The following is a 25,318-nucleotide window of genomic DNA, read 5'->3' as shown; positions in this document are numbered from 1 at the left end:
CGTTCAGGAATACGTGAATAGACAAATCAGGAGCCATCATCATGACAGTACTGCTTGGAATGGACCAGCAAATCATTGATGATACGGTCATGTCAGGCTTAGAAGCACAACAGGCGCTGTTCGCGTCCAACGGCGATCCCATCGTTCTGGGACGCATCGGATCGCTGGAAGTACGGCTTGCAAATTCACGCGAGGCGGTAGAAGCCGCGCAGGAATTGCGTTTCCGCGTCTTCTTCGACGAAATGGGCGCGCGCAGGGAAAGCATCGAAGCCGTGGAGCTTCGAGACGCTGACCGTTTCGACGCTATTTGCGATCATCTGCTCGTTTATGACACCGCCCTGCCCGTGCCGGAGCATCAGCAGATTGTCGGCACCTATCGTCTGATGCGTAACGATCAGGCGGAACAGGCGCTCGGCTTTTTTTCTGCCGATGAATATGACGTGCAGCGTCTGGCCCTTTCACGCCCGAACCTCCGCCTGCTTGAACTGGGTCGCTCCTGCGTGAAGGCGGAATACCGCTCCAAGCGCACTGTCGAGCTTCTTTGGCAAGGTGCCTGGGCCTATTGCCGCCGCCATTCCATCGATGTGATGTTCGGCTGTGCTTCATTCCACGGCGCGGTGCCTGCAGCGCACGCGCTCGGCCTGTCGTTCCTCCATCACAACTGCCGTGCCACCGATGACTGGGACGTTCGTGCCCTGCCCAATCGTTATCAGGCCATGGACCTGATGCCGAAGGAAGCCATCAACAACAAGGTTGCGCTGTTCTCAATGCCGCCACTGGTCAAGGGTTATCTGCGTCTCGGCGCAATGATCGGCGACGGCGCAGTGATCGACGAGGCATTCGGCACAACCGATGTCTTCATCATCCTGCCGATTGAGCGCATTTCCAGCCGCTACATCACTTACTACGGCGCGGAAGCGAACCGCTTCGTGTAGTCTGTAGATATTCCGGTTCTGACGGCCTGCAAACGGCGCTGTTTTGCGCTTCCGGTGCTCATGTACCCAAAAGTACATTCCGTTCCGGGTCGCAAACATCACCATTTTCGGCTCGTCATAACCAGAATCTCAAACAGACTGGGGCACCCTACCTGGCCAGAACCCATCACGCCCTGCCTGCCAGTTCCTTCAACTTGTAGATCAGATCCAGCGCTTCTCGCGGAGTCAGTTCGTCTGGACTGATTGCAGAGACAGCCTTGGTCAGTTCACTATCTTTCCCCTGAACCTGCAGCTTCGGCTTTTCCTGCTGCAAGACGACAGAGAACAGCGGCAGATCATCGATCAGCTTGTCCGCCTTGCCCGAGGTTTCGCCCGCTTCAAGCTGGTGCAGCACATCGCGCGCGCGATTGACAACCGCTTCGGGCAGCCCCGCCAGACGCGCGACCTGCACGCCATAGGAACGATCGGCAGCCCCTTTCGCCACCTCATGCAGGAAGACGACATCATTGTCCCATTCCTTGACCCGCATGGTGACGTTGGAAAGCCGCTCAAGCTTTTCTGAAAGTGCGGTCATTTCATGGAAATGCGTGGCAAACAAAGCCCGGCAACGGTTCTTTTCATGCAGATATTCAACCGCTGCCCAGGCAATGGACAATCCGTCGAAAGTGGCTGTACCGCGCCCGATCTCATCGAGGATCACCAGCGAGCGTTCGCCTGCCTGATTGAGGATCGCAGCCGTTTCCACCATTTCAACCATAAAGGTTGAACGCCCGCGTGCCAGATCGTCGGAAGCACCGACACGACTGAACAGCCTGTCCACGACACCGATCTTTGCAGAACCCGCAGGCACGAAGGAGCCCATCTGTGCCATGATCGCAATCAGCGCATTCTGGCGCAGGAAGGTTGACTTACCGCCCATGTTCGGGCCGGTCAGAAGCCAGATCGCGCCATTGCCGCCGTCTGCTTGCGGCGAGAGATCGCAATCATTGGCGACGAACGGATTGGCCGCTTGACGCCGGAGGGCTTGCTCTACGACCGGATGACGACCCGCGACAATGTTAAAGGACAGGCTGTCATCGACCTGTGGACGGCAATAACCCTGCTCTTCCGCCAGCACGGCAAGCGCTGCCGAGACGTCGAAAACAGCGAGCGCCGATGCGGCGGCACGGATACTATCAGCATGGGAGACCGCTTCCGCCGTCAATTCCTCAAACACGGCAAGCTCGATTGACAATGCGCGGTCGGCAGCATTGGCGATCTTGCTTTCCAGTTCCGCCAGTTCGGTCGTGGTAAAGCGCATGGCATTGGCCATGGTCTGGCGATGGATGAAACGGCTCTTGGCTTCATCCGTATCCGTCATCGCCCCGGCATTGTTGGCAGTCACCTCGATAAAATAGCCAAGCACATTGTTATGCTTGATCTTCAGCGACTTGATACCGGTTTCTTCGATATAATTTGCCTGCAGACCGGCGATCACCCGGCGTGACTGGTCACGCAAAGCCCGCATTTCATCGAGTTCGGAATTATAGCCTCCGCGCACAAAACCGCCATCGCGTTTCAGAAGCGGCAATTCGTCGGCCAAGGCCCGGTCGAGATGGGCGGTAAAGATGGCGGGCATGGCACTGACGGCATCGCGGGCATGTGCCAGTTCGTCGGGCAGCAAAGCGCTTTCCAGCAGGCTCGCAATGACATGCGCAGCCTCGAAGCCTCGGGCAAGGCTACCCAGATCACGCGGGCCACCGCGCCCGACGGCAAGGCGCGAAAGACCGCGCGGCATATCCGGCACGCCCTTCAGTTCCGCGCGCATGGCTTCACAGAGCGACTGCTCGCTCAGGAACCAGGAAACGGAATCGAGCCGCAGCGCGATTTCCTTCGGATTGGTCAGCGGCGCGGTCAGGCGTTCGGCAAGGAGTCGCGCACCGCCGCCCGTCACCGTGCGATCAACCGCCTTCAGCAAACTGCCGTCTCGATTGCCCGACATGGTGCGGGCAAGTTCCAGACTGGCGCGTGTGGCCGGGTCGATAAAAAGCGTGCCGCCCTCATGTTCGCGTTCGGGTCGCATCAAGGGTGGGCGCTCGGAAATCTGCGTCTTCTCGATATAGGCGATTGCACCGGAAATAGCTGAAAGTTCAGGACGGCTGAACTGGCCGAAACCATCAAGCGTTGCCACATTGAAATAGCGTTGGATGCGCGTTTCCGCAGCCGCGCTGTCAAAGAGGGTCGCCGGTTGCGGCGTTACCGCCTTGCCGACCAGATCGAAGACCGGGCGTAGCTCCTCATCGTGGAAGGCGCTGTCAGCCACGACCAGTTCGCGCGGGTCGACCCGCATCACATCGGCGAAAAGCCGGTCCGGCGTGGTTTCCGCCACACGGAAAGTTCCGGTTGAAATGTCGATCCAGGCGAGCGCCAGCGCACCATCGCCGCGCGTGCGCCCCATCGCCATCAGGAAATTGGCTTCGGACGGATCCAGCAGCTTTTCTTCGGTCAGCGTGCCCGGTGTGACGAGACGGATCACATCGCGCTTCACCACCGATTTGGAGCCGCGCTTCTTCGCCTCTGCCGGGTCTTCCACCTGTTCGCAAACCGCGACGCGATAGCCCTTGGCGATCAGCTTCTGCAGATAATCGTCGGCGGCATGGACCGGCACGCCGCACATGGGAATATCCTCGCCCAGATGCTTGCCGCGCTTGGTGAGCGTGATGCCGAGTGCCGCAGAGGCTTCCACTGCATCATCGAAGAACAGCTCGTAAAAATCGCCCATGCGATAGAAGAGCAACGAATCGACATTCGCCGCCTTGATCTCAATATATTGTTCCATCATGGGCGTCAGGCGAACGGGCGCTGCCTCGGCGGTGTTTTCTTCCGCTTCCGAGCCGTGTTCGTTAGCCGTCGTTTCCATCTAAAAACCTTCATTTATTGCTTAGCCGGCGAGGCTAAAGTTATAAAATTTCGTATTCCATCGTTTTTGGATGAATATCTATTCCTCGAAGCACTGTTTACACGATGCGTGACTGGCGCTATCGAGGTTCTCCCGCAGATGAAACCGGAGGGAACATGCCAGCCTCGACGCCGAAGGGCAACACATCAGAACGCGCACCCACAGCCAGTGAGAAGGAAGCGCTAGACTTTCACGCGCAGGGTCGCCCGGGCAAGCTGGAGATCAACCCCACCAAGCCCATGACCACGCAGCGCGATCTGTCGCTCGCCTATTCTCCGGGCGTTGCCGTGCCGGTGAAGGCAATCGCCGAAGACGCAGCCCGCGCCTATGACTATACGGCCAAGGGCAATCTCGTCGCCGTTATCTCGAATGGTACCGCCATTCTCGGCCTCGGCAATCTGGGTGCGCTCGCATCCAAGCCGGTGATGGAAGGCAAGGCCGTGCTGTTCAAGCGCTTCGCCGATGTCGATTCCATCGATCTTGAGGTCGATACGACCGATATCGATGCCTTCATCAATGCGGTGCGCTATCTCGGACCGTCGTTCGGCGGCATCAATCTGGAAGATATCAAGGCGCCCGACTGCTTCATCATCGAGCAGCGCCTGCGCGAACTGATGGACATTCCGGTTTTCCATGACGACCAGCATGGAACGGCTATCATCGCCGCTGCCGGCCTGATCAATGCGCTGCATCTGACCGGCCGCGACATGAAGACGACGAAGCTCGTCTGCAATGGCGCGGGTTCGGCGGGTATTGCCTGTATCGAGCTTATCAAGGCGATGGGTTTTGCCTCGGAAAACGTCATCCTGTGCGACACCAAGGGCGTCGTCTATCAGGGCCGCGAAGAGGGCATGAACCAGTGGAAGTCCGCCCATGCGGTGAAGACCGACAAGCGGTCCCTCGCAGATGCCATGAACGGCGCGGATGTCGTGTTCGGCCTTTCGGCCAAAGGCGCGTTCACCGAAGACATGGTCCGTTCCATGGCGCCGAACCCGATCATCTTCGCGATGGCCAATCCTGATCCGGAAGTAACGCCCGAAGAAGTGGCGCGCATCCGTGATGACGCCATCGTTGCCACCGGTCGTTCGGATTATCCGAACCAGGTCAACAATGTCCTTGGTTTTCCTTACATCTTCCGTGGCGCACTCGACGTACGTGCAACCACCATCAACGATGCGATGAAAATCGCAGCCGTCAATGCATTGGCCGAACTTGCCCGCGAGGACGTGCCGGACGATGTGGTTGCCGCCTATCAGGGCAGCCGTCCGCGTTTCGGCTCAAGTTACATCATTCCGGTGCCGTTTGATCCGCGTCTGCTTGCATCCGTCTCGGCTGCCGTCGCCAAGGCAGCGATGGAAACCGGCGTTGCCGGGCGTGCCATTGCCGACATCGAAGGCTACAAGCGCGAACTGTCGGCACGTCGCGATCCGATTGCCTCGACGCTGCGCGGCATCTATGAGCGCGTGCGTCGTCAGCCGAAGCGCATCGTCTTTGCCGAAGGTGAAGAAGAACAGGTGATGCGTGCCGCCGTTTCCTACGTCAATCAGGGTCTCGGCACCGCTATTCTGGTTGGCCGCGAGGAACGGGTGAGGGATACGGCCAAGGCTGCTGGTCTTGATCTCGACCGTCCCGGCATCGAAATCATCAATGCGCGCCTTTCGAGCCGCAATGCGGCCTATGCCGACTATCTCTACGAGAAACTGCAGCGCAAGGGCTATCTGACACGCGATTGCCACCGGCTCATCAACAATGACCGCAATCATTTTGCGGCCTGCATGGTGGCGCTCGGCGATGCCGACGGTATGGTAACGGGCGTGACCCGCAATTACGCGACGGGTCTGGACGACGTGCGCCGCGTGATCGATTCCAAGCCCGGCCACCGCATGGTTGGCGTCTCCATCGCACTTTGCCGTGGACGCACGGTGTTCATCGCCGATACCGCCGTTCATGAAATGCCGACCGCAGCCGAGCTTGCCGATATTGCGGTTGAAGCTGCGGGCATGGCGCGCCGCATGGGTTATGTACCACGTGTTGCACTGACCGCCTTCTCGACCTTCGGTCATATGGGCGGTGAACGCTCCGCGCGCATTCAGGAAGCCGTCCGCATTCTCGCAACGCGTCATGTCGATTTCGAATTCGACGGCGAAATGAGTGCCGATGTGGCGCTGAACCCGAAGCTGATGGAACAATATCCGTTCATCCGCCTGTCGGGCCCGGCCAATGTGATCGTCACACCGGACAATCATTCGGCCTCGATTGCCGCCGACATGCTGCAGGAACTGGGTGGCGCAACGATTATCGGCCCGTTGCTCGTCGGTCTCGACAAGCCAGCGCAGATCGTCACCATCGGAGCGAAGGATTCCGACATCGTCAATATGGCGGCAATTACCGCCTATAACGCGACGAACTGAAAGATCAGCGAAGAGCAATACAAAGGCCGGGTTTTCCCGGCCTTTGCTTTTGGATATTCATCATCCATAAAAGCGGCTATAGGATAGCCATCGTCCACTATCCTTTTCTCCGCAAACCGGATCTACATGCCGCATGAGCGCACACGACCTTAAGCTGGAAGAGATCGTCAATCCCGAGACGCTACGCCGCAAGCTCAACGAACTGGCGGATTCCACGGACGAAAACTACACCAGTCCTACCGTGCGAAAAGTGGTGCTTCAGGCTCTGAAGGACGCTTTGGTGCGCGGTCGCGCCAATGCCGAAGGCATGCTGATGAAGGATGGTGGCGGCACGCTCTGCGCCAAACGCCTGTCCTTTCTCATGGATACGCTGATCGAGGCGCTGTTCGAATTCGCCACCACCAAAGCCTATCCGATGGTCAACCCGTCGAAGGCCGAGAACATGGCTATCGTCGCGGTCGGCGGTTACGGGCGCGGCGGGCTGGCGCCGGGGTCAGATATCGATCTTCTGTTTCTGCTGCCCTACAAGCAGACCCCCTGGGGCGAGCAGGTTGTCGAATACATACTCTACATGCTGTGGGACATGGGACTGAAAGTCGGCCATTCCACGCGCAACATCGATGAGTGCATCCGGCTTTCGCGCGAAGACATGACGATCCGCACGGCAATTCTCGATGCGCGGTTTCTGACCGGCAATCGCGAGCTCTTCAAAACGCTTGTTACCCGTTTCGACGAGGAAATCGTCAAGGATACCGGCCCGGAATTCATCCAGGCCAAGCTTGCCGAGCGCGACCAGCGCCACCGCAAGGCAGGCGAAACCCGCTATCTGGTTGAGCCGAACGTGAAGGAAGGCAAGGGCGGCCAGCGCGACCTGCATACGCTGTTCTGGATCACCAAATATTTTTACCGTGTCAAAACGAAAGAAGAGCTGGTCAAGCTCGGCGTTCTGTCACGAGCCGAGCTGAAGCTGTTCAACAAGGCGGAAGATTTTCTTTGGGCGGTGCGGTGCCACATGCATTTCGCGACGTTGAAGGCAGAAGAACGCCTTTCCTTCGACATCCAGCCGGAAATCGCCCAACGCCTTGGCTATACGGCGCATCCCGGCCAGAACTATGTCGAACGTTTCATGAAGCATTACTTCCTCGTGGCCAAGGACGTGGGCGATCTCACCCGCATCATCAGCGCAGCGCTGGAGGAGCAGCAGGCCAAGCATGTACCGGGCTTCAACCGCATTTTCCTTACGTTCTCGCGACGCAAGCGCAAGCTTTCCGCCGACGGCGACTTCGTTTCGGAAAATCACCGCATCAACATCGCACGGCCAGAGGTTTTCAAGGAAGACCCGGTCAATATCATTCGTCTCTTCCATCTGGCCGACAAACACGGGCTGGAATTTCACCCCGAAGCGATGCAGAGCCTCACCCGCTCGCTGAAACTCATCAATTCCGATCTGCGTGAAAATCCTGAAGCCAACAAGCTTTTCCTTGAAATTCTGACTTCGCCGCGCAATCCCGAACTCATCCTTCGCCGTATGAACGAATCCGGAGTGCTTGGAAAATTCATTCCTGACTTCGGCAAGATCGTCGCCATGATGCAGTTCAACATGTACCACCATTATACGGTGGACGAGCATTTGTTGCGTTGCATCGCCGTGCTGTCGGAAATCGAGCATGGTGAGCTTGAAAACGAGCACCCGCTTTCAAACCACCTCATCACGACAGTCAAGCGCGACCGCAACCTGCTTTATGTGGCGCTGCTCTTGCACGACATCGCCAAGGGGCGCCCGGAAGATCATTCCGTTGCTGGGGCGCGCATCGCCCGCAGGCTGGGACCACGGCTGGGTCTTACCCCTACCGAAACGGAAACCGTTGAATGGCTTGTGCGCGAACATCTGACCATGAGCATGGTGGCGCAGTCACGTGATCTCAACGATCGCAAGACCATCATCGACTTCGCCGACACCGTGCAGACCATGGAGCGGTTGAAGCTCCTCCTGATCCTGACCGTCTGCGATATCAAGGCGGTTGGTCCCGGCGTGTGGAATGGCTGGAAGGGCCAGCTTCTGCGTACGCTCTTCTACGAAACCGAACTGGTCCTGACCGGTGGCTTTTCGGAATTGTCCCGCGCCGACCGCGACCATCAGGCGCGAGAGGCGCTGGCGGACCGGCTCTCTGATTGGCCGAAGGACAAGCGCGATGCCTATCTGGCGCTTCATTACACCAACTATTTCCTGACTGTCAGCCTCGAGGATCAGGTCCGGCACGCCCATTTCATTCGCGAAGCCGACCGCAACGAGCGAGCGCTGGCCACCATGGCCAAGCCGCATACTTTCGAGGCGGTTACGGAAATCACGGTACTGGCGCCTGACCATCCACGCCTGTTGTCGATCATCACCGGTGCCTGCGCAGCGGCTGGCGCCAACATTGTCGACGCGCAGATTTTCACCACTGGCGACGGGCGCGCACTGGATACCATTCTCATCAGCCGCGAGTTCGACACTGATGACGACGAGCGCCGCCGTGCCGAACGCGTCGGCAAGGTCATCGAGGATGTTTTGTCCGGCAAGGCCCATCTGCCCGACGTGCTGGCCAAGCGCACCAAGCCGAAGAGGGCCGCCAAGGCGTTCAAGGTGGAACCGCGGGTCGAGATCAACAACACGCTTTCGAACAAGTTTACCGTCATTGAAGTGGAAGGTCTGGACCGGCCCGGTTTGCTTTCAGAACTGACTGGCCTTATTTCCGACCTTTCGCTGGATATTGCATCGGCTCATATCACCACCTTCGGCGAGAAAGTGATCGACAGTTTTTATGTGACTGACCTTGTGGGCCACAAGATTTCAAACGCCACCCGTCAGGGCAATATCAGGCGCAAGCTGCTTGGTGTTCTCAGCGGCGAAAATGGCAGCAAGACAAACGGCCGCTCATCTCAGGCCGCAGCATAGGTTTTTCAGTAAATGAGTTTGGTCAAAAAGTTCGCCACGGTCGCGTCCGGAACGCTGATGAGCCGCATTTTCGGCTTCACACGCGAGATGTTCATGGCGGCAGCGCTCGGCACCGGTCCAGTAGCCGACGCCTTCAATGCCGCTTTCCGGTTCCCGAACACCTTTCGCCGGCTCTTTGCCGAAGGCGCGTTTAATTCAGCCTTCGTGCCGCTTTTTGCCAAGGAAATCGAAAAGAACGGCATGGACGGCGCGCGCCGTTTTTCCGAAGAAGTGTTCGGCGTTCTCTTCACGGTGCTTCTGTTCCTGACCATCGTGATGGAACTTTCGATGCCCTTCATCGTACGGACGATAATTGCACCGGGTTTCACCGACGATCCGGTGAAGTTCGACAATACGGTGCGTCTCGCCGTTATCATGTTCCCCTATCTCGCCTGTATGTCGCTGGCGGCGATGATGGGCGGGATGTTGAATTCGCTGCATCGCTATTTTGCAGCGGCCATTGCGCCGGTATTCCTCAACATCATCCTGATCGGGGTTCTGGCTTTCGCGTGGTGGCGTGGCTATGACGCGCTTTCGGTCGGCTATGGCCTTTCGTGGGGCGTGATGGCTGCAGGTCTGGTCCAGCTTGCCATCGTGTGGATTGCCGTGCGCAATGCAGGCATCAAGATCGGCTTTCGCCGTCCACGCCTGACCTCGAACGTCAAACGGCTTCTCGTGCTGGCACTGCCTGCAGCGATCACCGGCGGCATCACGCAGATCAACCTGCTCATCAACACGAATATCGCATCGGGCATGGAAGGCGCGGTGTCGTCACTTGTCTATGCGGACCGCATCTATCAGCTTCCGCTCGGCGTCGTCGGGATCGCGGTGGCGACCGTGCTTCTACCGGAACTGTCACGCGCACTGCGTGGCGGGCACATGAAGGAAGCGTCGAACCTTCAAAACCGCTCGGTCGAGTTCACCCTGTTTCTGACCCTGCCAGCCGCAGTTGCTCTGCTCGTCATGTCGGAACCCATCGTCCGGCTTTTGTTCGAACGTGGCAAATTCAGCCCGGATTCCACGCTCGTCGTTTCCAATATTCTGGCCATCTACGGCCTCGGCCTGCCCGCGTTCGTGCTGATCAAGGCGTTCATTCCTGGTTTCTTCGCCCGCGAAGACACCCGCACGCCGATGATCTTCGCTGCCATTTCGGTGGCGGTGAACGTCTCGCTTGCGATCACGCTTTTCCCGCATTTCGGTCCAACCGGCATCGCCACCGCTGAAATCGTTGCCGGATGGGTCAATACCGTTCTGCTGTTTGCAACGCTGGTGAAGCGCGGCCACTGGGGACGCGACATTCCACTGCTCACCCGTATTCCGCGTCTCCTCATCGCTGCCGCGATCATGGCATTCGGCATCCATTATGCCATCGGCTATTTTGCCTTTGAGCTTTCCTCCGCAGCGCCGCTTGTCGTGCGGGCGGGAACCGTCACGGCAATCGTTGTTGCGGCAATGGTGGTCTATTTCGGTTTGGCCTTCGGTCTTGGCGGCGCCAATACGGGAATGATCCGTCGCAACATCAAGCGCGATGCGGCAAAGAAAGCCCCTGAAAGCGAGCAATAATTCACGCTTGAAAGGCGGCTGCGTCTCTGCGAAAAGACCAGCATTCAAAATCCCCGCTCTCCACCGGCGGGGCTAACTTTTTAGGGTAAAGCCATGAGCACGTTCAAACCGCTTGTCTTCTCCGGCGTCCAACCGACCGGAAATCTTCACCTCGGCAATTACCTCGGGGCGATCAAGCGGTGGGTCGAGGTTCAGGAAACGCAGGAATGCATCTATTGCGTCGTGGACATGCACGCGCTGACCATTTCGCCCGATCCGGCTGAGCTGATGCAATCGACCCGTGAAGTCACCGCGGCTTTCCTTGCTGCCGGTATCGACCCGAAGAGAAGCATCGTCTTCAACCAGAGCCGCGTCATGCAGCACGCAGAGCTGGCATGGGTATTTAACTGCATCGCGCGCATCGGCTGGATGAGCCGCATGACCCAGTTCAAGGACAAGGCAGGCAAGGACCGCGAAAACGCTTCGCTCGGTCTGTTCGCTTATCCAAGTCTGATGGCCGCCGACATCCTGCTTTATCGCGCCACCGCAGTGCCGGTGGGTGAGGACCAGAAGCAGCATCTGGAATTGACCCGCGACATTGCGCAGAAATTCAACAACGATTATTCGGATCGCATCGCTTCGCTCGGCGTGGGCGTGGATATGCAGGTTGGTGACGAGCAGGTTTCCGGCTTCTTCCCGATGACGGAACCGATGATCTCCGGCCCTGCCATGCGCATCATGTCGCTGCGCGACGGCACCAAGAAGATGTCGAAGTCCGATCCGTCCGATCTGTCGCGCATCAATCTGATCGACGACGAAGAGACCATCACCAAGAAAATCCGCAAGGCAAAGACCGACTCGGACGGCCTGCCCACCGAGCTCGACGGTCTCGCCGGTCGTCCGGAAGCCGATAATCTGGTTGGCATCTATGCAGCACTTTCCTCCCAGTCGAAGGAAGATGTGCTCAACGAATTCGGCGGTCGCCAGTTCTCCGAATTCAAGGCATCGCTCGCCGATCTGGCCGTAGCCAAGCTTTCGCCGATCACTCATGAGATGCGCCGGCTGGTTGCCGATCCCGCCCATATCGACAGCGTTCTGCGCGACGGTGGTGAGCGGGCTGGCGTGATTGCCGAACAGACCATGCGTCATGTTCGCGACATCGTCGGCTGGCTGCAGAACTAAACTTCTCAATGATCAAGCGAGCGGCAACATTTTTGCTGCCGCCGCTCTTCACTTGAAAATCATCATCCGATCTTCAAGTACCTAGTAGAGCGCGTTTCGATCTGATTGAATCAGATCGGCGCATCACATTTTTTGACGTGCATCTTGTCCGAAAACCGTTTCACACTTTTCGGGATGCACTCTAAATGTCAGCTTGCAGACGGTTAATCCCGATGGCAAATTGCGGCCATGGTATCAAAACGACTTAGCCGGGAAGCCGGTCACCGCCGCAAGTTTCTTGCCGTCATCGATGAGACGCCCGAATGCGGACGCGCCGTTGCCTATGCCGCGCGCCGTGCAAAAAATACGGGCGGCTCTCTCATCCTGCTTTTCGTGATTGATGACTCTGATTTCCAGCAAATTCTGGGCGTCGGCGAAATCATGCGCTCCGAAGCGCAGGAACGTGCTCGCGCAGCGCTGGAAAAATTCGCCGCAACTGTGCGTGCAGCCCAGGGCATCGAGCCGGAAATCAACATCCGTGAGGGCGAAACCGCCTCGGAATTGATTAGCCTCATCGAAGAAGATCAGGACATCGCCATTCTGGTTCTGGCTGCCGGTTCGGGCAAGGAAGGCCCCGGCCCTCTCGTGCAATCGCTTGCCAGCCGCTCCCAGTTCCCGATCCCGGTTACGGTCATTCCGGCAGGTATGAGCGACGATGACATTGATGCGGTGACCTAATCACCCTATATTGATGACAACTGATACACGCAGCATCGGGACAGCACTTGCGTCCATGAGTATCTGCGCTTACGAGAATCGTTCCAAAATCTGAAAGCGGGACAACTGGCATGTTCATCCAGACTGAAACCACGCCCAACCCGGCGACCCTGAAGTTTCTTCCCGGCAAAGTCGTGATGCCGGAAGGTACCGCCGATTTCCGCGACGCCTCCACCGCAGGCAACACGTCGCCGCTCGCAGCCAAGCTTTTTTCGGTTCCGGGCGTGACCGGTGTTTTCTTCGGTTATGACTTCATCACTGTCACCAAGGAAGACGGCGAGTGGCAGCATTTGAAGCCCGCCATTCTTGGCACGATCATGGAACATTTCATGTCGGGCGCACCTGCAATGGCTGGCAACAGCAATGCAGACGCTGCCGCCGCTCATGGCGAAGAAGAATTTTTCGATGAAGCCGATGCCGAAACCGTCGAGATCATCAAGGAACTGATCGAGACCCGCGTTCGTCCGGCAGTTGCACAGGATGGTGGCGACATCACATTCCGCGGTTTCGAGAACGGCACCGTGTTCCTGAACATGAAGGGTGCATGCTCTGGTTGCCCGTCGTCGACTGCAACGCTGAAGCACGGCATTCAGAACCTCCTGCGCCATTTCGTGCCGGAAGTGCAGCAGGTCGAACAGATCTGACCTTGCTGAGACTTGTAAAGAAAAAGGCCGCTTGAAGCGGCCTTTTTCATATCTGTCATCATCTGGACTTATTGCTTCACGATGACCTTGGCACCCTGTTCGGTGCGGTCGTAAAGATCCATGATGTCCTGATTCATGAGGCGGATGCAGCCGGAAGACATTGCCTTGCCGATGGACCACCATTCCGGCGTTCCGTGCAGACGATAGCCCGTGTCGCCACCCTTATTGTAGAGATATAGAGCGCGCGCACCGAGTGGGTTGCGCAGGCCGGGGTCCATGCCGTTGCGATATTTTGCCAGTTCCGGTTGGCGCTTGATCATGGCGGAAGGCGGCGTCCAGGTCGGCCATTCCCGCTTCATGGCGACGCGCGCCGTACCGGACCATTCAAATCCTTCACGACCAACACCAATGCCGTAACGCATGGCCTTGCCTTCCGGCATAATGAGATAGAGGAACTTTTCCCGCGTATCGACGATGATCGTGCCGGGGGCTTCGTCCGTTGGATATTTGACGATCTGGCGGCGATATTGCGCCTGGATCTTTTCGCTCGGGATGGCCGGGACGACATAGCCGGCGTCGGTGACCGAAGAATAGGAGGCAGTATAGAAAGTGCCGCCTACGGTCGAGCAGCCTGCCAATGCACCTGCCAGAAAAAGAGCCGTCGTCAGTTTAAGGACGCGAGAATTCATGCATTCCCCCAGATTGGTTCATTCCGTCAATGGGACCACGATGGGCCGGAGATAGAAGCGAATCGCTCATTCATGTCGAAGATGCGGTAGTATTGTTAACCAGGCGTTAACCGTAAATTGAAAATTCCTTGAATAAGACATTTTTTGGCCATGTTTGCCTTGGTAGCGCGGTTTTCGTACGGCTCGTCCCAGTTTTCCGATTGTTTCGATCTGAATCCACGCACAAAATGCGCCCATGCCAATCGTGATTCCCAACCAGACCCATCCTCTTTCCGACGGCCGACAGTCGGAGAACGCCATGCTGGTGCGGCGTGGCGTGCAGCGTCTTTTTCTGGAAATGGGGCTTGCAACATTGCCTGAACTGCCGCTGGCATCCGGCAGGCGCGCCGACCTGATTGCGGTCAACCGCAAGGGTGAAATCTGGATCGTGGAGATCAAATCGTCGATCGAGGATTGGAAGGCAGATCACAAATGGCCCGAATATCGCGCTTACTGCGACCGGCTGTTCTTCGCCACTCATCCGGCGGTGCCGCGCGAAATATTTCCGCAAGAATGCGGCTTCATTCTCTCTGATGGATATGGGGCGGAAATTATGCGTGATGCGCCAGAGCATAAATTGCCCGGCGCAACGCGAAAGGCGTTGATGCTGCGCTTTGCGCGGGCGGGCGCCGCCCGCCTGACAATCGCCGAACTTGCGGGTCTCGACGTGCCCGAGACAGAAATAGATTGATTTAGCTGTCCAAATTAACGAGGCGCGCGTTTGGCCAGAATGCGCTGCAATGTACGGCGATGCATGTTGAGACGACGTGCGGTCTCGGAGACATTGCGTTCGCACATTTCATAGACGCGCTGGATATGTTCCCACCGAACCCGGTCGGCAGACATCGGATTCTCCGGCGGCGCAACCTTTTCGCCGGGACGGCGGGTCAATGCTGCGAAGACCTCATCCGCATCGGCAGGCTTCGACAGATAGTCGATTGCGCCGAGCTTAACAGCGTTCACAGCAGTTGCGATATTGCCGTATCCGGTGAGAACGATGGCGCGCGTATCGGCACGGCGCGAGCGAATAGCTTCTATGATGTCGAGGCCGTTTCCATCCCCGAGCCGCATATCCACGACCGCATAGGCCGGGGCGGCGGCCTTGGCGGCAGCAATGCCTTCCTCAACCGATTCCGCAATTGTCACCTGAAAACCCCGGCTCTCCATGGCGCGGGCAAGGCGCTGCAAAAAGGGTTTGTCGTCATCAACCAGAAGGAGGGTCGGATCGTTGCCTATGGCTTCGGTGTCTTCCTGCTTCAAGTCGTCCATCGGGTGCTTCCTGCCTGTATTTTTCTTTCCTTATTGATACCCCTGCGTCAAAAAGTCAAATAGCCATTGAATTGTTGAAGCAATTTCAGCATTCGCCCATACGCAGGAACAATGCAAGCCATTGTATTTTCAGAATATTTTTAAAAATGGACACAAGGAATTGATAGCAAAATCGTGCGTAAGCCGCAGTCCTTTGCTCAGATGGCCCAATATTGCCGAGCCTCGGCGGATAGCCCAGCCAAAAAGCTGTCGAGCTCCACTTGATCGATATGCGCACGCAGCGCCTTGGCAACATCGTAAATAGCTGAATCCGGTGCAAAATTATGATCTTTGCGCAGAGATTGCACTTCACCGGTCAAGACTTGTCGGTTCTGAAATGGCCGTTTAATTTCGCCAATATCCCAGTTTGCTACAAAAACCGCACGAAGAACGGGTGGCAATATCGTGGCAAAGCGAATCGCTTGATCGACCTCCAACCGGTGGCGGAAGGTGAGCAGCACAGCTTCCACCATCGTATAGGCCTGATTGCGTGTAGCGAGCCCTGCCTCATCCCGAGCCATATGGAGAAACTTGTCGAACTCCTCCGTCGCCCTCTGGATTTCAAGCGGAATCGTCATGCTGCATCCTTCTTCAGCCTGATGTGAATGCTGAACGCGGCCACACCACCTTCACTTCTGCGCCCTGTCCGGGATTGTTGCGATTGCGGAAGGTGATATGCGCGCCTGAACGTTCCAGCAAAGTCTTGGCGATGAACAGACCAAGGCCGAGTCCGCCGCCGTTCCGCGTATTGTCGCGACTCGTCATATAGGGCTCGCCGATACGGTCGAGGATTTCCGGTTTGAACCCCTCGCCATCATCCTGAATGGTCACGCTCACATTACCGTCGGTCCAGCCCCAGGTTACGTTGACCGTACCTCGCGCAAAATCGACGGCATTTTCCACCAGATTGCCGAGACCGTAGAGAAGGCCGGGATTGCGCCGGGTGACGGGTTCCGGTTTCGGACCTTCCGTCTTCTGCACGTCAATCGTGATACCGAAGTTGCGGTGCGGCGCAATCACCTCTTCGATAAGCGATGAGAGCGGCAGGCGCGACATGTGTTCCTCGCCCTCCGAGGAAAGACTGGTCAGCCGCTGAAGAATTTCACGGCAGCGCTGGGTCTGGGAATGGAGCAAGGCGATGTCTTCGGCAAGGCCCGGATCGGTGGTGCGGGCGCGCTGCATTTCCTTTACCACCAGTGCAATCGTTGCCAGCGGTGTACCCAATTCATGGGCGGCTGCGGCAGCCAGTCCGTCCAGCGCCGACAGATGCTGTTCACGCTGGAGAATAAGTTCGGCAGCGCTCAATGCATCGCCCAGCTGACGCGCTTCCTCGGCGATACGATAGGCGTAAACGCCAGTGAATCCGAGCGCCGAAATAATGGCGCACCAGATGCCGATGACGAACAGAAACGGCAGGTCCAGCGTTTCGCCCGGATACCAGGGCAGCGGTTCGTGCCTGATGGTAAGCACCGACGTACAGGCAACCACCAGCAAGGCGAGTACCAGCGTATGACGAGCCGAAAGCGACGTCGCCGAGATAATGACGGGCACGATCATCAAAATGATGAAAGGATTCTGCAGCCCGCCAGTGAGATAGAGAAGACCTGCCAGTTGCAGAACGTCGAACGCCAGAACCAGGCTTGCCGCCGCCGGATTGAGCCGGTGGTTGGTCGGAAAGCGGAAGGCCAGATAAAGGTTGAGCCATGCTGAACAGGCGATCAGAGCAAAACAGATGCCGACTGCAAAAGGAAATTGCAGATAGAGCGCCACGAACATGACGGCGGCGGTCTGGCCGGCAATGGCCAGCCAACGCACACGTATCAACGTGGTCAGGCGCGGGCGGCGCGAAAGATTGGAAGCGCGATTCTCGAATTCTGCGTGCATGAGTCCCTCTACTCGCTCCTTATGAGACAAGGTCGGGTCTCAACGCAAGCGGAACTGCGTTATCCGGTCGCAGGTTGGAATCAGGTTCCGCGTGGCTTGGCGCGACGCGTCGCTTCCGCATTGGCCGGGTCTTCCGGCCAGACATGCTTCGGGTAGCGTCCGCGCATGTCGGAACGCACATCGGCCCATGATCCCTTCCAGAAACCGGGAAGATCACGGGTGATCTGGATCGGGCGGTGGGCTGGCGAAAGCAATTCCAGCAAAAGCGGTACTTTGCCGTTGGCGATGGCCGGGTGACTTCCAAGCCCGAAAAGCTCCTGGACACGAACTGCGATCACCGGCTCTTCGGCGTCATAGCGGATCGGAATATTCGATCCGGTCGGCACTTCGAAATGCGTCGGCGCAAGCTGGTCGACACTACGCTGCAGGTCAAACGGCACAAGGCTCATCAATCCATTTTTTAGCACATGCGTCGGAATGCGGTCGAGCTGTGCCTCGCCGGTCAGAAACGGCAAAAGCCAGTCATCTAGACGCTCGATGAGATTGTCATCATCCATCGACGGCCATGGATCGCCAAGCCCGCGATTGAGCCAGCCAAGGCGACGGCGTAGGATTTCAGCCTCCTTGCCCCAGGGAAGAATATCAAGCCCATGCTCGCGCACGGCAGCGATCACACCTTCATCGGCAATCGCGCCTGAAGGAGCAGCCAGCGGCTTTTCCGACAGAGCAATCGCACCAATGCGCACAGCTTCACGAGCCCGCAGGGCGTTCTTTTCCGCGTCATAGACGACCTGTCGTCCACTTTCGATCCTGTTACCAAGGGCTGCGCGGATTTCGGTTTCCGAAACTTCCGCGGCAGAAAGAATGCGGGCGCGGCCCGCTCTTCCAGACATATCGGCAACCACAAGCCATGGCGCCCTGCTGAGGCTGATAGCGGGATCGACCTCGCCGCCACGTCCATTGGCCAGAAGAAACTGCCCCATCTGCCCGCGAGCCTTGGCTATGCGGTCCGGATAAGCATCAATGAGCATACGACCTACGCTTGAGCCTGCCACCTCACCCTTGTTTGGGACATTTGCTGCAAGCCGCCGTGCCAGCCCTTTTGCACGCTGTGCACGATCTGATCGGTCATTGCGGAACCGCGACATGCGCGTATCAAGGTCGGTTTCATTGCCGCCAAGGCCGCGTTCGGTCAACAAAACAGCGAGTTCAGCAGCCTTTTGCACCTCGCCGCGCTTGCCAGCTTCTGCAACCATATGTGCCAGACGTGCAGGCAGGGCCAAAGAGCGCATGGCTTCACCGTCGGGCGTCAATCGTCCCGCTTCATCCAGCGCACCGAGCCGCATAAGCAGCGCCTTGGCTTCTTTGAGCGCAGGTGCCGGCGGTTTGTCGAGCAGCGATAATATTGCCGGATCGGTCACACCCCACGCAGCCGCATCCAGCACAAGGCCCGACAAATCAGCTTCGAGAATTTCCGGTGGTGAAAAAGCGGGGAGCGACGCCGTCTGCCCCTGATGCCAGAGGCGAATGGCAATGCCCGGCTCGGTACGACCCGCACGGCCGGCACGTTGATCGGCGCTCGCACGCGAAGTCCGCACGGTTTCAAGCCGGGTGAGGCCGGTGGCCGGTTCATATTTCGGCTGGCGTGCAAGCCCGCTATCAATCACCACGCGCACGCCATCAATCGTGATGGAGGTTTCAGCAATCGAGGTCGCCAGCACCACCTTACGGTGGCCTGCCGGTGCAGGCTTGATTGCCGCATCCTGATCGCGGCCTTCCATTGCACCGTAAAGCGGTGCCAGAATGATATTGGCAGGCAGTAATTTTTCCAGAATGCCTGCCGTGCGCTCAATCTCGCCCTGCCCCGGCAGGAAGGCGAGGATACTGCCGGTTTCATTTGCCAGCGCATCACGGATCGTACGCACCATCGCGTCCTCGACCCGTTCATCCGCTTTGCGATCGCGATAGCGAATATCGACGGGATAAGCGCGCCCCTCACTTTCGATCACCGGCGCATCGCCCAACAGTTGAGCCACGCGAGCGCCATCCAGTGTTGCCGACATGACAATAATTTTGAGGTCGTCACGCAAGGCTGCCTGCACATCCAGCGCCAGCGCCAGTCCAAAATCCGCATCGAGACTGCGTTCATGGAACTCATCAAACAGGACTGCGGCGACACCCTTGAGGTCTGGATCGTCCAGGATCATGCGCGCAAAGACGCCCTCAGTAACGACGAGGATCCTGGTTTTCCCTGATACCTTGCTTTCAAGGCGCATCCGGTAGCCGACCGTTTCACCCGGTTCCTCGCCCAGGAGCTGCGCCATGCGGCGAGCAGCTGCACGTGCCGCCAGACGACGCGGTTCAAGCAGCACGATCGTGCCATCCTTGCGCCAGTCCGCGTTCAGCATATGAATAGGTACCAGTGTCGTCTTGCCCGCACCGGGCGGCGCGACAAGGACTGCGCTCGCATGATGCGCCAATGCCTCATCCAGCTGAGGCAGAATTCGTGTCACAGGAAGATCAGGCAGGCTCGTCAAAATAATTTCCGTCAGATAAGGCTTCCGCTTTCGTGCTTATCACACAGGGAACGCACATGATCCATATTCGAAAATCGAACAAGGCCGATGCACCCGCGTTGACCGAAATCTGGCGCGCCAGCGTTCTCGCTACGCATGACTTCCTGAGCCGCGATGATTTTCTGGAAATCGAAAAGCTGGTGGCCGAGCAATATCTGCCGAACGTCGAAGTCTGGCTTATTGAAGACGCTGGCAAGCCGGTCGGCTTCATGGGCATGAGCGAGCGTCATATCGACAGCCTGTTCATCGCACCTGATCAGCGCGGCAAAGGCATCGGCAAACAGATGATAGCGCATGCAAAAACGCTCGGCAGTCCGCTGACAGTCGATGTGAACGAGCAGAACCTGCAGGGTGTCGGCTTTTACCGGCATATGGGTTTTATCGAAACCGGACGTTCAGAGACAGACGACCAGGGACGCCCCTATCCACTCCTGCATCTGCGGCTGGCGACCAACAATTGACATACTCCCCTAGAGTATATAGATTTCGCTGATATCGGGAGTTTCCATGCCGCATTCACCGGAAGACAAGAAGCGCGCCTTGACTCGCCTGCGCCGCATTCGCGGACAGGCCGAAGCGCTGGAGCGCGCGGTGGAGGCTGGCACGGAATGCGCGGCATTGTTGCAGCAGATTGCAGCACTGCGCGGTGCGGCCAACGGGTTGATGGCGGAAGTGCTGGAAAGTCACTTCCGTGAGACATTTGGACAGGAAACCAAAGCTGATCCCGATACACAAATCGACGAAATCATGCGGATTCTACGCACCTACCTCAAATGAGTGCGTTGCTCTAAGATAGACTGAAAGGGAGAAACATCGTCATGAAATCACGCGCAGCCGTTGCGTGGGAGGCGAAAAAGCCGCTCACCATCGAAACAGTCGAGATTGGCGGTCCACGGGCTGGCGAAGTGCTGGTCGAAATCATGGCGACGGGCGTTTGCCATACAGATGCCTACACCCTTTCGGGTCTCGATTCCGAAGGCAAATTCCCGGCGATCCTTGGCCATGAAGGCGCGGGCATTGTTCGCGAAGTGGGCGCAGGCGTGACCTCGGTCAAGCCGGGCGATCATGTGATCCCGCTTTACACGCCGGAATGCCGCCAGTGCAAAACCTGCCTGTCGCAGCGCTCGAACCTCTGCACCTCGATCCGTGCCACGCAAGGCCAGGGCCTGATGCCTGACAGGACCACGCGCTTTTCCTGCGATGGCGGCGAAGTGTTTCATTATATGGGCTGCTCGACCTTCTCGAACTTCACCGTCCTGCCGGAAATCGCCGTCGCCAAGGTGCGTGAAGACGCGCCATTCGACAAGATCTGCTATATCGGCTGCGGCGTCACCACCGGCATTGGCGCGGTGATCTACACGGCAAAAGTTCGTCCCGGTTCCAATGTCGTGGTGTTCGGTCTGGGCGGTATCGGTCTCAACGTCATTCAGGGTGCCCGCATGGTCGGTGCGGACAAGATCATCGGCGTGGACATCAATCCATCCAAGGTCGAGATGGCCAAGAAATTCGGCATGACCGACTTCATCAACCCGCGCGAGATCGGCAATGACAAGGTGGTACAGGCCATTCAGGACCTGACCGACGGCGGCGCGGACTATTCCTTCGACGCCACCGGCAATACCGACGTCATGCGTCAGGCGCTGGAATGTTGCCATCGTGGCTGGGGTGAATCGATCATCATCGGTGTGGCGGAAGCGGGCAAGGAAATTGCCACGCGTCCGTTCCAGCTGGTCACAGGCCGCGTCTGGAAAGGCACCGCATTCGGCGGCGCACGCGGTCGCACGGATGTGCCGAAAATTGTTGACTGGTACATGGACGGCAAGATCAACATCGACGATCTTATCACCCACACCATGCCGCTTGATGAAATCAACACGGCTTTCGATCTGATGCATGAAGGCAAGTCCATCCGTTCGGTGATTGTCTACTGATGAGTGAAAAGCTTCTCGTTTCCCAATGGGATGAACTCGACAATCTGAGCCCGCGCGCGCTTTATGCGATGCTGAAGCTGCGCGTGGACGTTTTCGTGGTGGAGCAGAAATGCCCTTATCCGGAAATCGACGGCAAGGATTTCGAGGCGTTTCACCTGCGCATTCTCGACGGCGAGGAACTTGCAGCATCGCTGCGAGTTCTGCCGCCTGAACAAGCTGGCAAGCCGGTGAAAATCGGACGCGTCGTCGTGGCGCCGGATTATCGCGGTTACAAGCTTGGCCAGCGCCTGATGAAAGAGGCAATCGATTTCGCTCATGCCCGTTTTCAGGGCATAGCGGTCGAACTTGGCGGACAGAGCCATTTGCAGAAATTCTATGGTTCGTTCGGCTTCGTGGCTATTTCTGAAGAGTATCTAGAAGATGGTATACCGCATGTCGATATGCGGTTAGATCCAAAGGAAGTAGCAGCCTGATGTTTCTGCTGCGCCGCCATATGTCGTTCTATCTTGGCGCTCTTGGTGGCGTAACAACATTCATCATTGCCTGGCTTTTCAAAAGCCCTCTTGCCCCGGTCATCGGTGCAAACTGCTTCTTCGTGCTCTATCTGGGGCTGGCGGCGTCTGCCTTGCCAAAGCTCACGGTCAGCTTTTTGAAAAAGCACGCCGCAAGTGCTGACGAACCTGTCTGGATCATCTTTCTGGTGACTTTCGCGACCGTTCTCGTCGCAATCGTCTCGCTGTTCCTTCTCATCAACAGCGAAACAAAGGCCGATACATTCTCACTGGTCATGACACTTGCGTCTGTCCCACTCGGCTGGTTCACCATTCATATGATGACGGCCTTGCATTATGCACACGTATACTGGCAGCCGGGCGAACCGGCTGGCGACGATACCAGCCATGCCAGCCGTTATCGCGGTGGCTTTGAATTTCCCGGAACATCGGAACCTTCCGGCTGGGATTTTGCCTATTTCGCCTATGTCATCGGCATGACGGCGCAAACCTCCGATACGAGTGTGACGACGCCTGCGATGCGCAAGGTCACGCTGCTGCACAGCATCGTCTCCTTCTTCTTCAACACCGTGCTGGTCGCCGCGTCTGTCAATGTCGCAGTGGCGCTCGGAAGCTGAACACAACTGGGAATTCTCTATGGAAACCATTTCGACCGCAAAGAGCTTCGCCGGGATGCAAGGCGTCTATCGCCACAAAAGCGAGACGAACCAGTGCGACATGACCTTTGCCGTCTTCCTGCCGCCGCAGGCAAAAGGCGGTCCGGTACCGGTACTCTGGTATTTTTCCGGCCTTACCTGCACGCATCAGAATGTCATGGACAAGGGCGAATATCGGCAAATGGCCGCAAAGTTGGGAATTGCCGTCATTTGCCCAGATACAAGCCCGCGGGGCGATGACATTCCGGATGAGCCGGACAACTGGCAGTTCGGCAAAGGTGCTGGTTTCTACGTCGATGCCACGCAGGAGCCATTTGCCAAAAACTATCAGATGTATAGCTACATCACCCAAGAACTGACCGATCTGGTGGGACGCGAGTTCCCGCTCGATATGTCGCGACAGGCGATCACCGGCCATTCCATGGGCGGACATGGTGCGCTGACAATTGCGCTCAAGAACCCGGACCGCTTCAAGTCAGCATCCGCCTTTGCACCCATCGTCCAACCTTCTACTGCAGGCTGGTCCAGACCGGCACTGGAAAAATATCTCGGACCGGAAGAACGGGCTTGGCGCGCCTATGACGCCACCCTGCTCATCGAAGACGGCTATCGGTTCCCGGAATTTCTGGTCGATCAGGGTACCGCAGACGGTTTTCTCGATGATGGCTTGCGTCCGTGGCTTCTGGAAGAGGCTTGCAAGAAGGCTGGCATTCCTCTCACGCTCAATATGCGTGAAGGCTATGACCATTCATATTTCTTCATCTCGACGTTCATGGATGATCATCTGAAATGGCACGCTGAACGCCTTAAGAGCTAATCAGCGCTTCATCACTTTCATCGGTAGACCACCTTGCGGCTGAGTAGTGAGCTTCTGCACGGGCCATGGCTTCGTCGTTTCCAGCACCTCGAAACGACGACCGTCGAGCAGGATGGCGAGTGCAATCACAGCCTCCTGCAAGGCAAAGCTTGCGCCGATACAGACGCGCGGGCCTGCCCCGAAGGGCAAATATTGAAAGCGGTCGAGCTTGTCGCGGTTTTCGGGCCAGAAGCGTTCAGGCATGAAAGCGTCCGGCTGATCCCAGTAGAGCCTATGACGATGAATGACCCATGGCATAACCAGCACGGTCGCGCCCTTCGGGATTTTCAAGTCATCGTATGTATCGTCGGTCGCCGCCTCGCGATTGATCGACGGCGCTGGCGGATATAGCCGCATAGCCTCCTCGAAGGCCGCACGTGCGAAAGGCAGCGATGCCAGCCATTCCTGCGGCGGCAGATCACGTCCGCCTTTTGCAAAAAAGCCGTCGATTTCCAATTCGATGAGTTCGCGCTCTTGCGGTGCCTTGGCGAGCAGATAAAGCGTCCAGCCAAGCGCTCGGGCGGTTGTCTCGTGACCGGCGCCAATGAAGGTGATGATGTTGTCCTCAATCTCGGAGCGGCTCAGGCCGTCTGGTCCTTCGGCCCGCAACAGCAGGGTAAGGAAGTCGCTCGGCACGTCTTCTTGCCTGTCCATGCGCGTTTTACGCAGCGCGATGGTGTTTGAGACCAGCTCGCGGAAGAAACCCAGCGATTGCTGTCCGCGCAACCGCGTGAGGCGCGGCAGCCAGTCGGGCAGCCCCAGAAGGTCGAACGGATCGACCCGCCCCATGGTCTCGAACAGCTTGTCGATCTGATGTGCGAAATCGTTTGGATCGCCTGCGATCTCACCGGAAAACAGCGTCTCCGCCAGAATATCATAGGTCAGGAGCGTCATGTCATGGGCGACATCGGTAATCGTACCGGGGGTCTTGTATCGCTCAACGAACTGCAGCGACCGGTCCCGCATGGCCTCGGCAAAACCACCGATATGACGCGGCGTGAAAACCGGCGCCATGGCTTTTCGCGACCGCTTCCACACCTGGCCTTCAGCCGTCAGCAGGCCGTCGCGCAACAAGGGGCGCAGCACGCGCTGACGAATGGCGGACATGGGATAATTGGCTGCATTGTCGACCAGCACATGGCGGATCAGCCCCGGATCATTGGCGATGATGGTTTTCATGCCGAACCAGCTGACGGAAATCCACCGCTCGTTATAGGAAGGCTCACCCCAAAGCTCGAGCGGGTTCTTGTAGACGACGCGCATCATCTCGAAACGCCCCACCGGCTTTTCGCGCGGGCGCGGTGCGGGCGGCACAAATGGAACCGGTCTTTCGCTCATGACGTTCGCAATTTCCATCAAGCGTTCCTTTCGTCATAAAACAGGTCGAGAACGCCCCCGTCAAACCCGATATAAGCGTCAATTGTGGCGGTTCCAGAAGCCAAGCGGTGCCGGTACTGTTCTCATATGAACCAACTGCCGGAA

21 protein-coding genes are annotated in these 25,318 nt (G+C 57.6%); 14 read left to right on the top strand and 7 right to left on the bottom strand.

What is annotated here, in order from left to right:
- Positions 1–41 precede the first annotated feature (41 nt).
- The gene (locus OHI65_RS10365) at positions 42–935 is read left to right on the top strand and encodes a GNAT family N-acetyltransferase (RefSeq protein ID WP_264358818.1); all 894 of its coding nucleotides are present in this window, start codon (positions 42–44) and stop codon (positions 933–935) included.
- Positions 936–1,101: 166 nt separating this feature from the next.
- Here OHI65_RS10365 and mutS read toward each other — a convergent pair whose 3' ends face one another.
- Positions 1,102–3,834 carry a DNA mismatch repair protein MutS gene (mutS, locus tag OHI65_RS10360; protein ID WP_125300547.1) on the bottom strand — a complete coding sequence of 911 codons (2,733 nt, stop codon included), beginning with the start codon at positions 3,832–3,834 and terminating at the stop codon, positions 1,102–1,104.
- Positions 3,835–3,989: 155 nt separating this feature from the next.
- Between mutS and OHI65_RS10355 the strand changes: the two genes are divergently transcribed.
- The 6 genes from OHI65_RS10355 (at position 3,990) to OHI65_RS10330 (ending at position 13,385) form a co-directional block, all read left to right on the top strand.
- Positions 3,990–6,284, top strand: a complete 2,295-nt coding sequence (locus OHI65_RS10355; protein WP_029925933.1) for an NADP-dependent malic enzyme — start codon at positions 3,990–3,992, stop codon at positions 6,282–6,284.
- 133 nt (positions 6,285–6,417) lie between these two features.
- Positions 6,418–9,222 carry a [protein-PII] uridylyltransferase gene (locus OHI65_RS10350; protein ID WP_125300546.1) on the top strand — a complete coding sequence of 935 codons (2,805 nt, stop codon included), beginning with the start codon at positions 6,418–6,420 and terminating at the stop codon, positions 9,220–9,222.
- Positions 9,223–9,234: 12 nt separating this feature from the next.
- Positions 9,235–10,824, top strand: coding sequence for a murein biosynthesis integral membrane protein MurJ (gene murJ, locus OHI65_RS10345; RefSeq protein WP_264358817.1), 1,590 nt, complete (start codon positions 9,235–9,237; stop codon positions 10,822–10,824).
- 93 nt (positions 10,825–10,917) lie between these two features.
- Positions 10,918–11,985: a tryptophan--tRNA ligase gene (gene trpS, locus OHI65_RS10340; protein WP_071632907.1), complete on the top strand. Its 1,068-nt coding sequence runs from the start codon at positions 10,918–10,920 to the stop codon at positions 11,983–11,985.
- Between the two features lie 228 nt (positions 11,986–12,213).
- The gene (locus OHI65_RS10335) at positions 12,214–12,702 is read left to right on the top strand and encodes a universal stress protein (protein WP_010657989.1); all 489 of its coding nucleotides are present in this window, start codon (positions 12,214–12,216) and stop codon (positions 12,700–12,702) included.
- Between the two features lie 110 nt (positions 12,703–12,812).
- Positions 12,813–13,385, top strand: coding sequence for a NifU family protein (locus OHI65_RS10330; protein ID WP_010657988.1), 573 nt, complete (start codon positions 12,813–12,815; stop codon positions 13,383–13,385).
- A 68-nt stretch (positions 13,386–13,453) separates the two neighbouring features.
- Here OHI65_RS10330 and OHI65_RS10325 read toward each other — a convergent pair whose 3' ends face one another.
- Positions 13,454–14,074, bottom strand: a complete 621-nt coding sequence (locus tag OHI65_RS10325; RefSeq protein ID WP_010657987.1) for a L,D-transpeptidase — start codon at positions 14,072–14,074, stop codon at positions 13,454–13,456.
- A 235-nt stretch (positions 14,075–14,309) separates the two neighbouring features.
- Between OHI65_RS10325 and OHI65_RS10320 the strand changes: the two genes are divergently transcribed.
- Entirely contained in the window at positions 14,310–14,804 is a 495-nt protein-coding gene (locus tag OHI65_RS10320; RefSeq protein ID WP_071632905.1) for an MmcB family DNA repair protein, read from the top strand.
- 14 nt (positions 14,805–14,818) lie between these two features.
- Here the strand turns inward: OHI65_RS10320 and regA are convergent, their stop codons facing one another.
- The 4 genes from regA to hrpB all read right to left on the bottom strand — a co-directional run bounded on the left by regA (position 14,819) and on the right by hrpB (position 19,842).
- A complete protein-coding gene (gene regA, locus OHI65_RS10315; protein WP_125300544.1) occupies positions 14,819–15,382 on the bottom strand; it encodes a global response regulator transcription factor RegA in 564 nt (187 codons plus the stop codon).
- Positions 15,383–15,579: 197 nt separating this feature from the next.
- Positions 15,580–15,999 carry a DUF2267 domain-containing protein gene (locus OHI65_RS10310; protein WP_125300543.1) on the bottom strand — a complete coding sequence of 140 codons (420 nt, stop codon included), beginning with the start codon at positions 15,997–15,999 and terminating at the stop codon, positions 15,580–15,582.
- Between the two features lie 13 nt (positions 16,000–16,012).
- The gene (locus tag OHI65_RS10305; protein ID WP_010657984.1) at positions 16,013–17,305 is read right to left on the bottom strand and encodes an ActS/PrrB/RegB family redox-sensitive histidine kinase; all 1,293 of its coding nucleotides are present in this window, start codon (positions 17,303–17,305) and stop codon (positions 16,013–16,015) included.
- Between the two features lie 80 nt (positions 17,306–17,385).
- The gene (hrpB, locus tag OHI65_RS10300) at positions 17,386–19,842 is read right to left on the bottom strand and encodes an ATP-dependent helicase HrpB (protein WP_125300542.1); all 2,457 of its coding nucleotides are present in this window, start codon (positions 19,840–19,842) and stop codon (positions 17,386–17,388) included.
- A 56-nt stretch (positions 19,843–19,898) separates the two neighbouring features.
- On the opposite strand from hrpB, the gene OHI65_RS10295 reads away from it, so the two are divergent.
- The 6 genes from OHI65_RS10295 to fghA are packed head-to-tail and all read left to right on the top strand — an operon-like array spanning position 19,899 to position 23,797.
- Entirely contained in the window at positions 19,899–20,342 is a 444-nt protein-coding gene (locus OHI65_RS10295) for an acetyltransferase (protein ID WP_125300541.1), read from the top strand.
- A 46-nt stretch (positions 20,343–20,388) separates the two neighbouring features.
- Positions 20,389–20,658: a metal/formaldehyde-sensitive transcriptional repressor gene (locus OHI65_RS10290; RefSeq protein WP_010657981.1), complete on the top strand. Its 270-nt coding sequence runs from the start codon at positions 20,389–20,391 to the stop codon at positions 20,656–20,658.
- Positions 20,659–20,699: 41 nt separating this feature from the next.
- Positions 20,700–21,812 carry an S-(hydroxymethyl)glutathione dehydrogenase/class III alcohol dehydrogenase gene (locus OHI65_RS10285; RefSeq protein ID WP_125300540.1) on the top strand — a complete coding sequence of 371 codons (1,113 nt, stop codon included), beginning with the start codon at positions 20,700–20,702 and terminating at the stop codon, positions 21,810–21,812.
- Positions 21,812–22,285 (top strand): GNAT family N-acetyltransferase, encoded by a 474-nt coding sequence (locus tag OHI65_RS10280; protein ID WP_264358816.1) that lies wholly within the window; start codon positions 21,812–21,814, stop codon positions 22,283–22,285. Before OHI65_RS10285 ends, OHI65_RS10280 begins: the two co-directional genes overlap by 1 nt.
- Positions 22,285–22,941 carry a DUF1345 domain-containing protein gene (locus OHI65_RS10275; protein WP_125300538.1) on the top strand — a complete coding sequence of 219 codons (657 nt, stop codon included), beginning with the start codon at positions 22,285–22,287 and terminating at the stop codon, positions 22,939–22,941. Before OHI65_RS10280 ends, OHI65_RS10275 begins: the two co-directional genes overlap by 1 nt.
- A gap of 19 nt (positions 22,942–22,960) precedes the next feature.
- Entirely contained in the window at positions 22,961–23,797 is an 837-nt protein-coding gene (gene fghA / locus OHI65_RS10270; protein WP_125300537.1) for an S-formylglutathione hydrolase, read from the top strand.
- Here the strand turns inward: fghA and OHI65_RS10265 are convergent, their stop codons facing one another.
- Positions 23,798–25,192, bottom strand: coding sequence for a cytochrome P450 (locus tag OHI65_RS10265; RefSeq protein ID WP_185757977.1), 1,395 nt, complete (start codon positions 25,190–25,192; stop codon positions 23,798–23,800).
- Positions 25,193–25,318 lie beyond the last annotated feature (126 nt).

It is taken from the genome of Brucella sp. MAB-22, assembly GCF_025908475.1.
GTDB classification, from domain to species: Bacteria; Pseudomonadota; Alphaproteobacteria; order Rhizobiales; family Rhizobiaceae; genus Brucella; species Brucella anthropi.
Note: the sequence above shows the minus strand (reverse complement) of the source record. Positions and strands in the feature narration are given on the sequence as shown.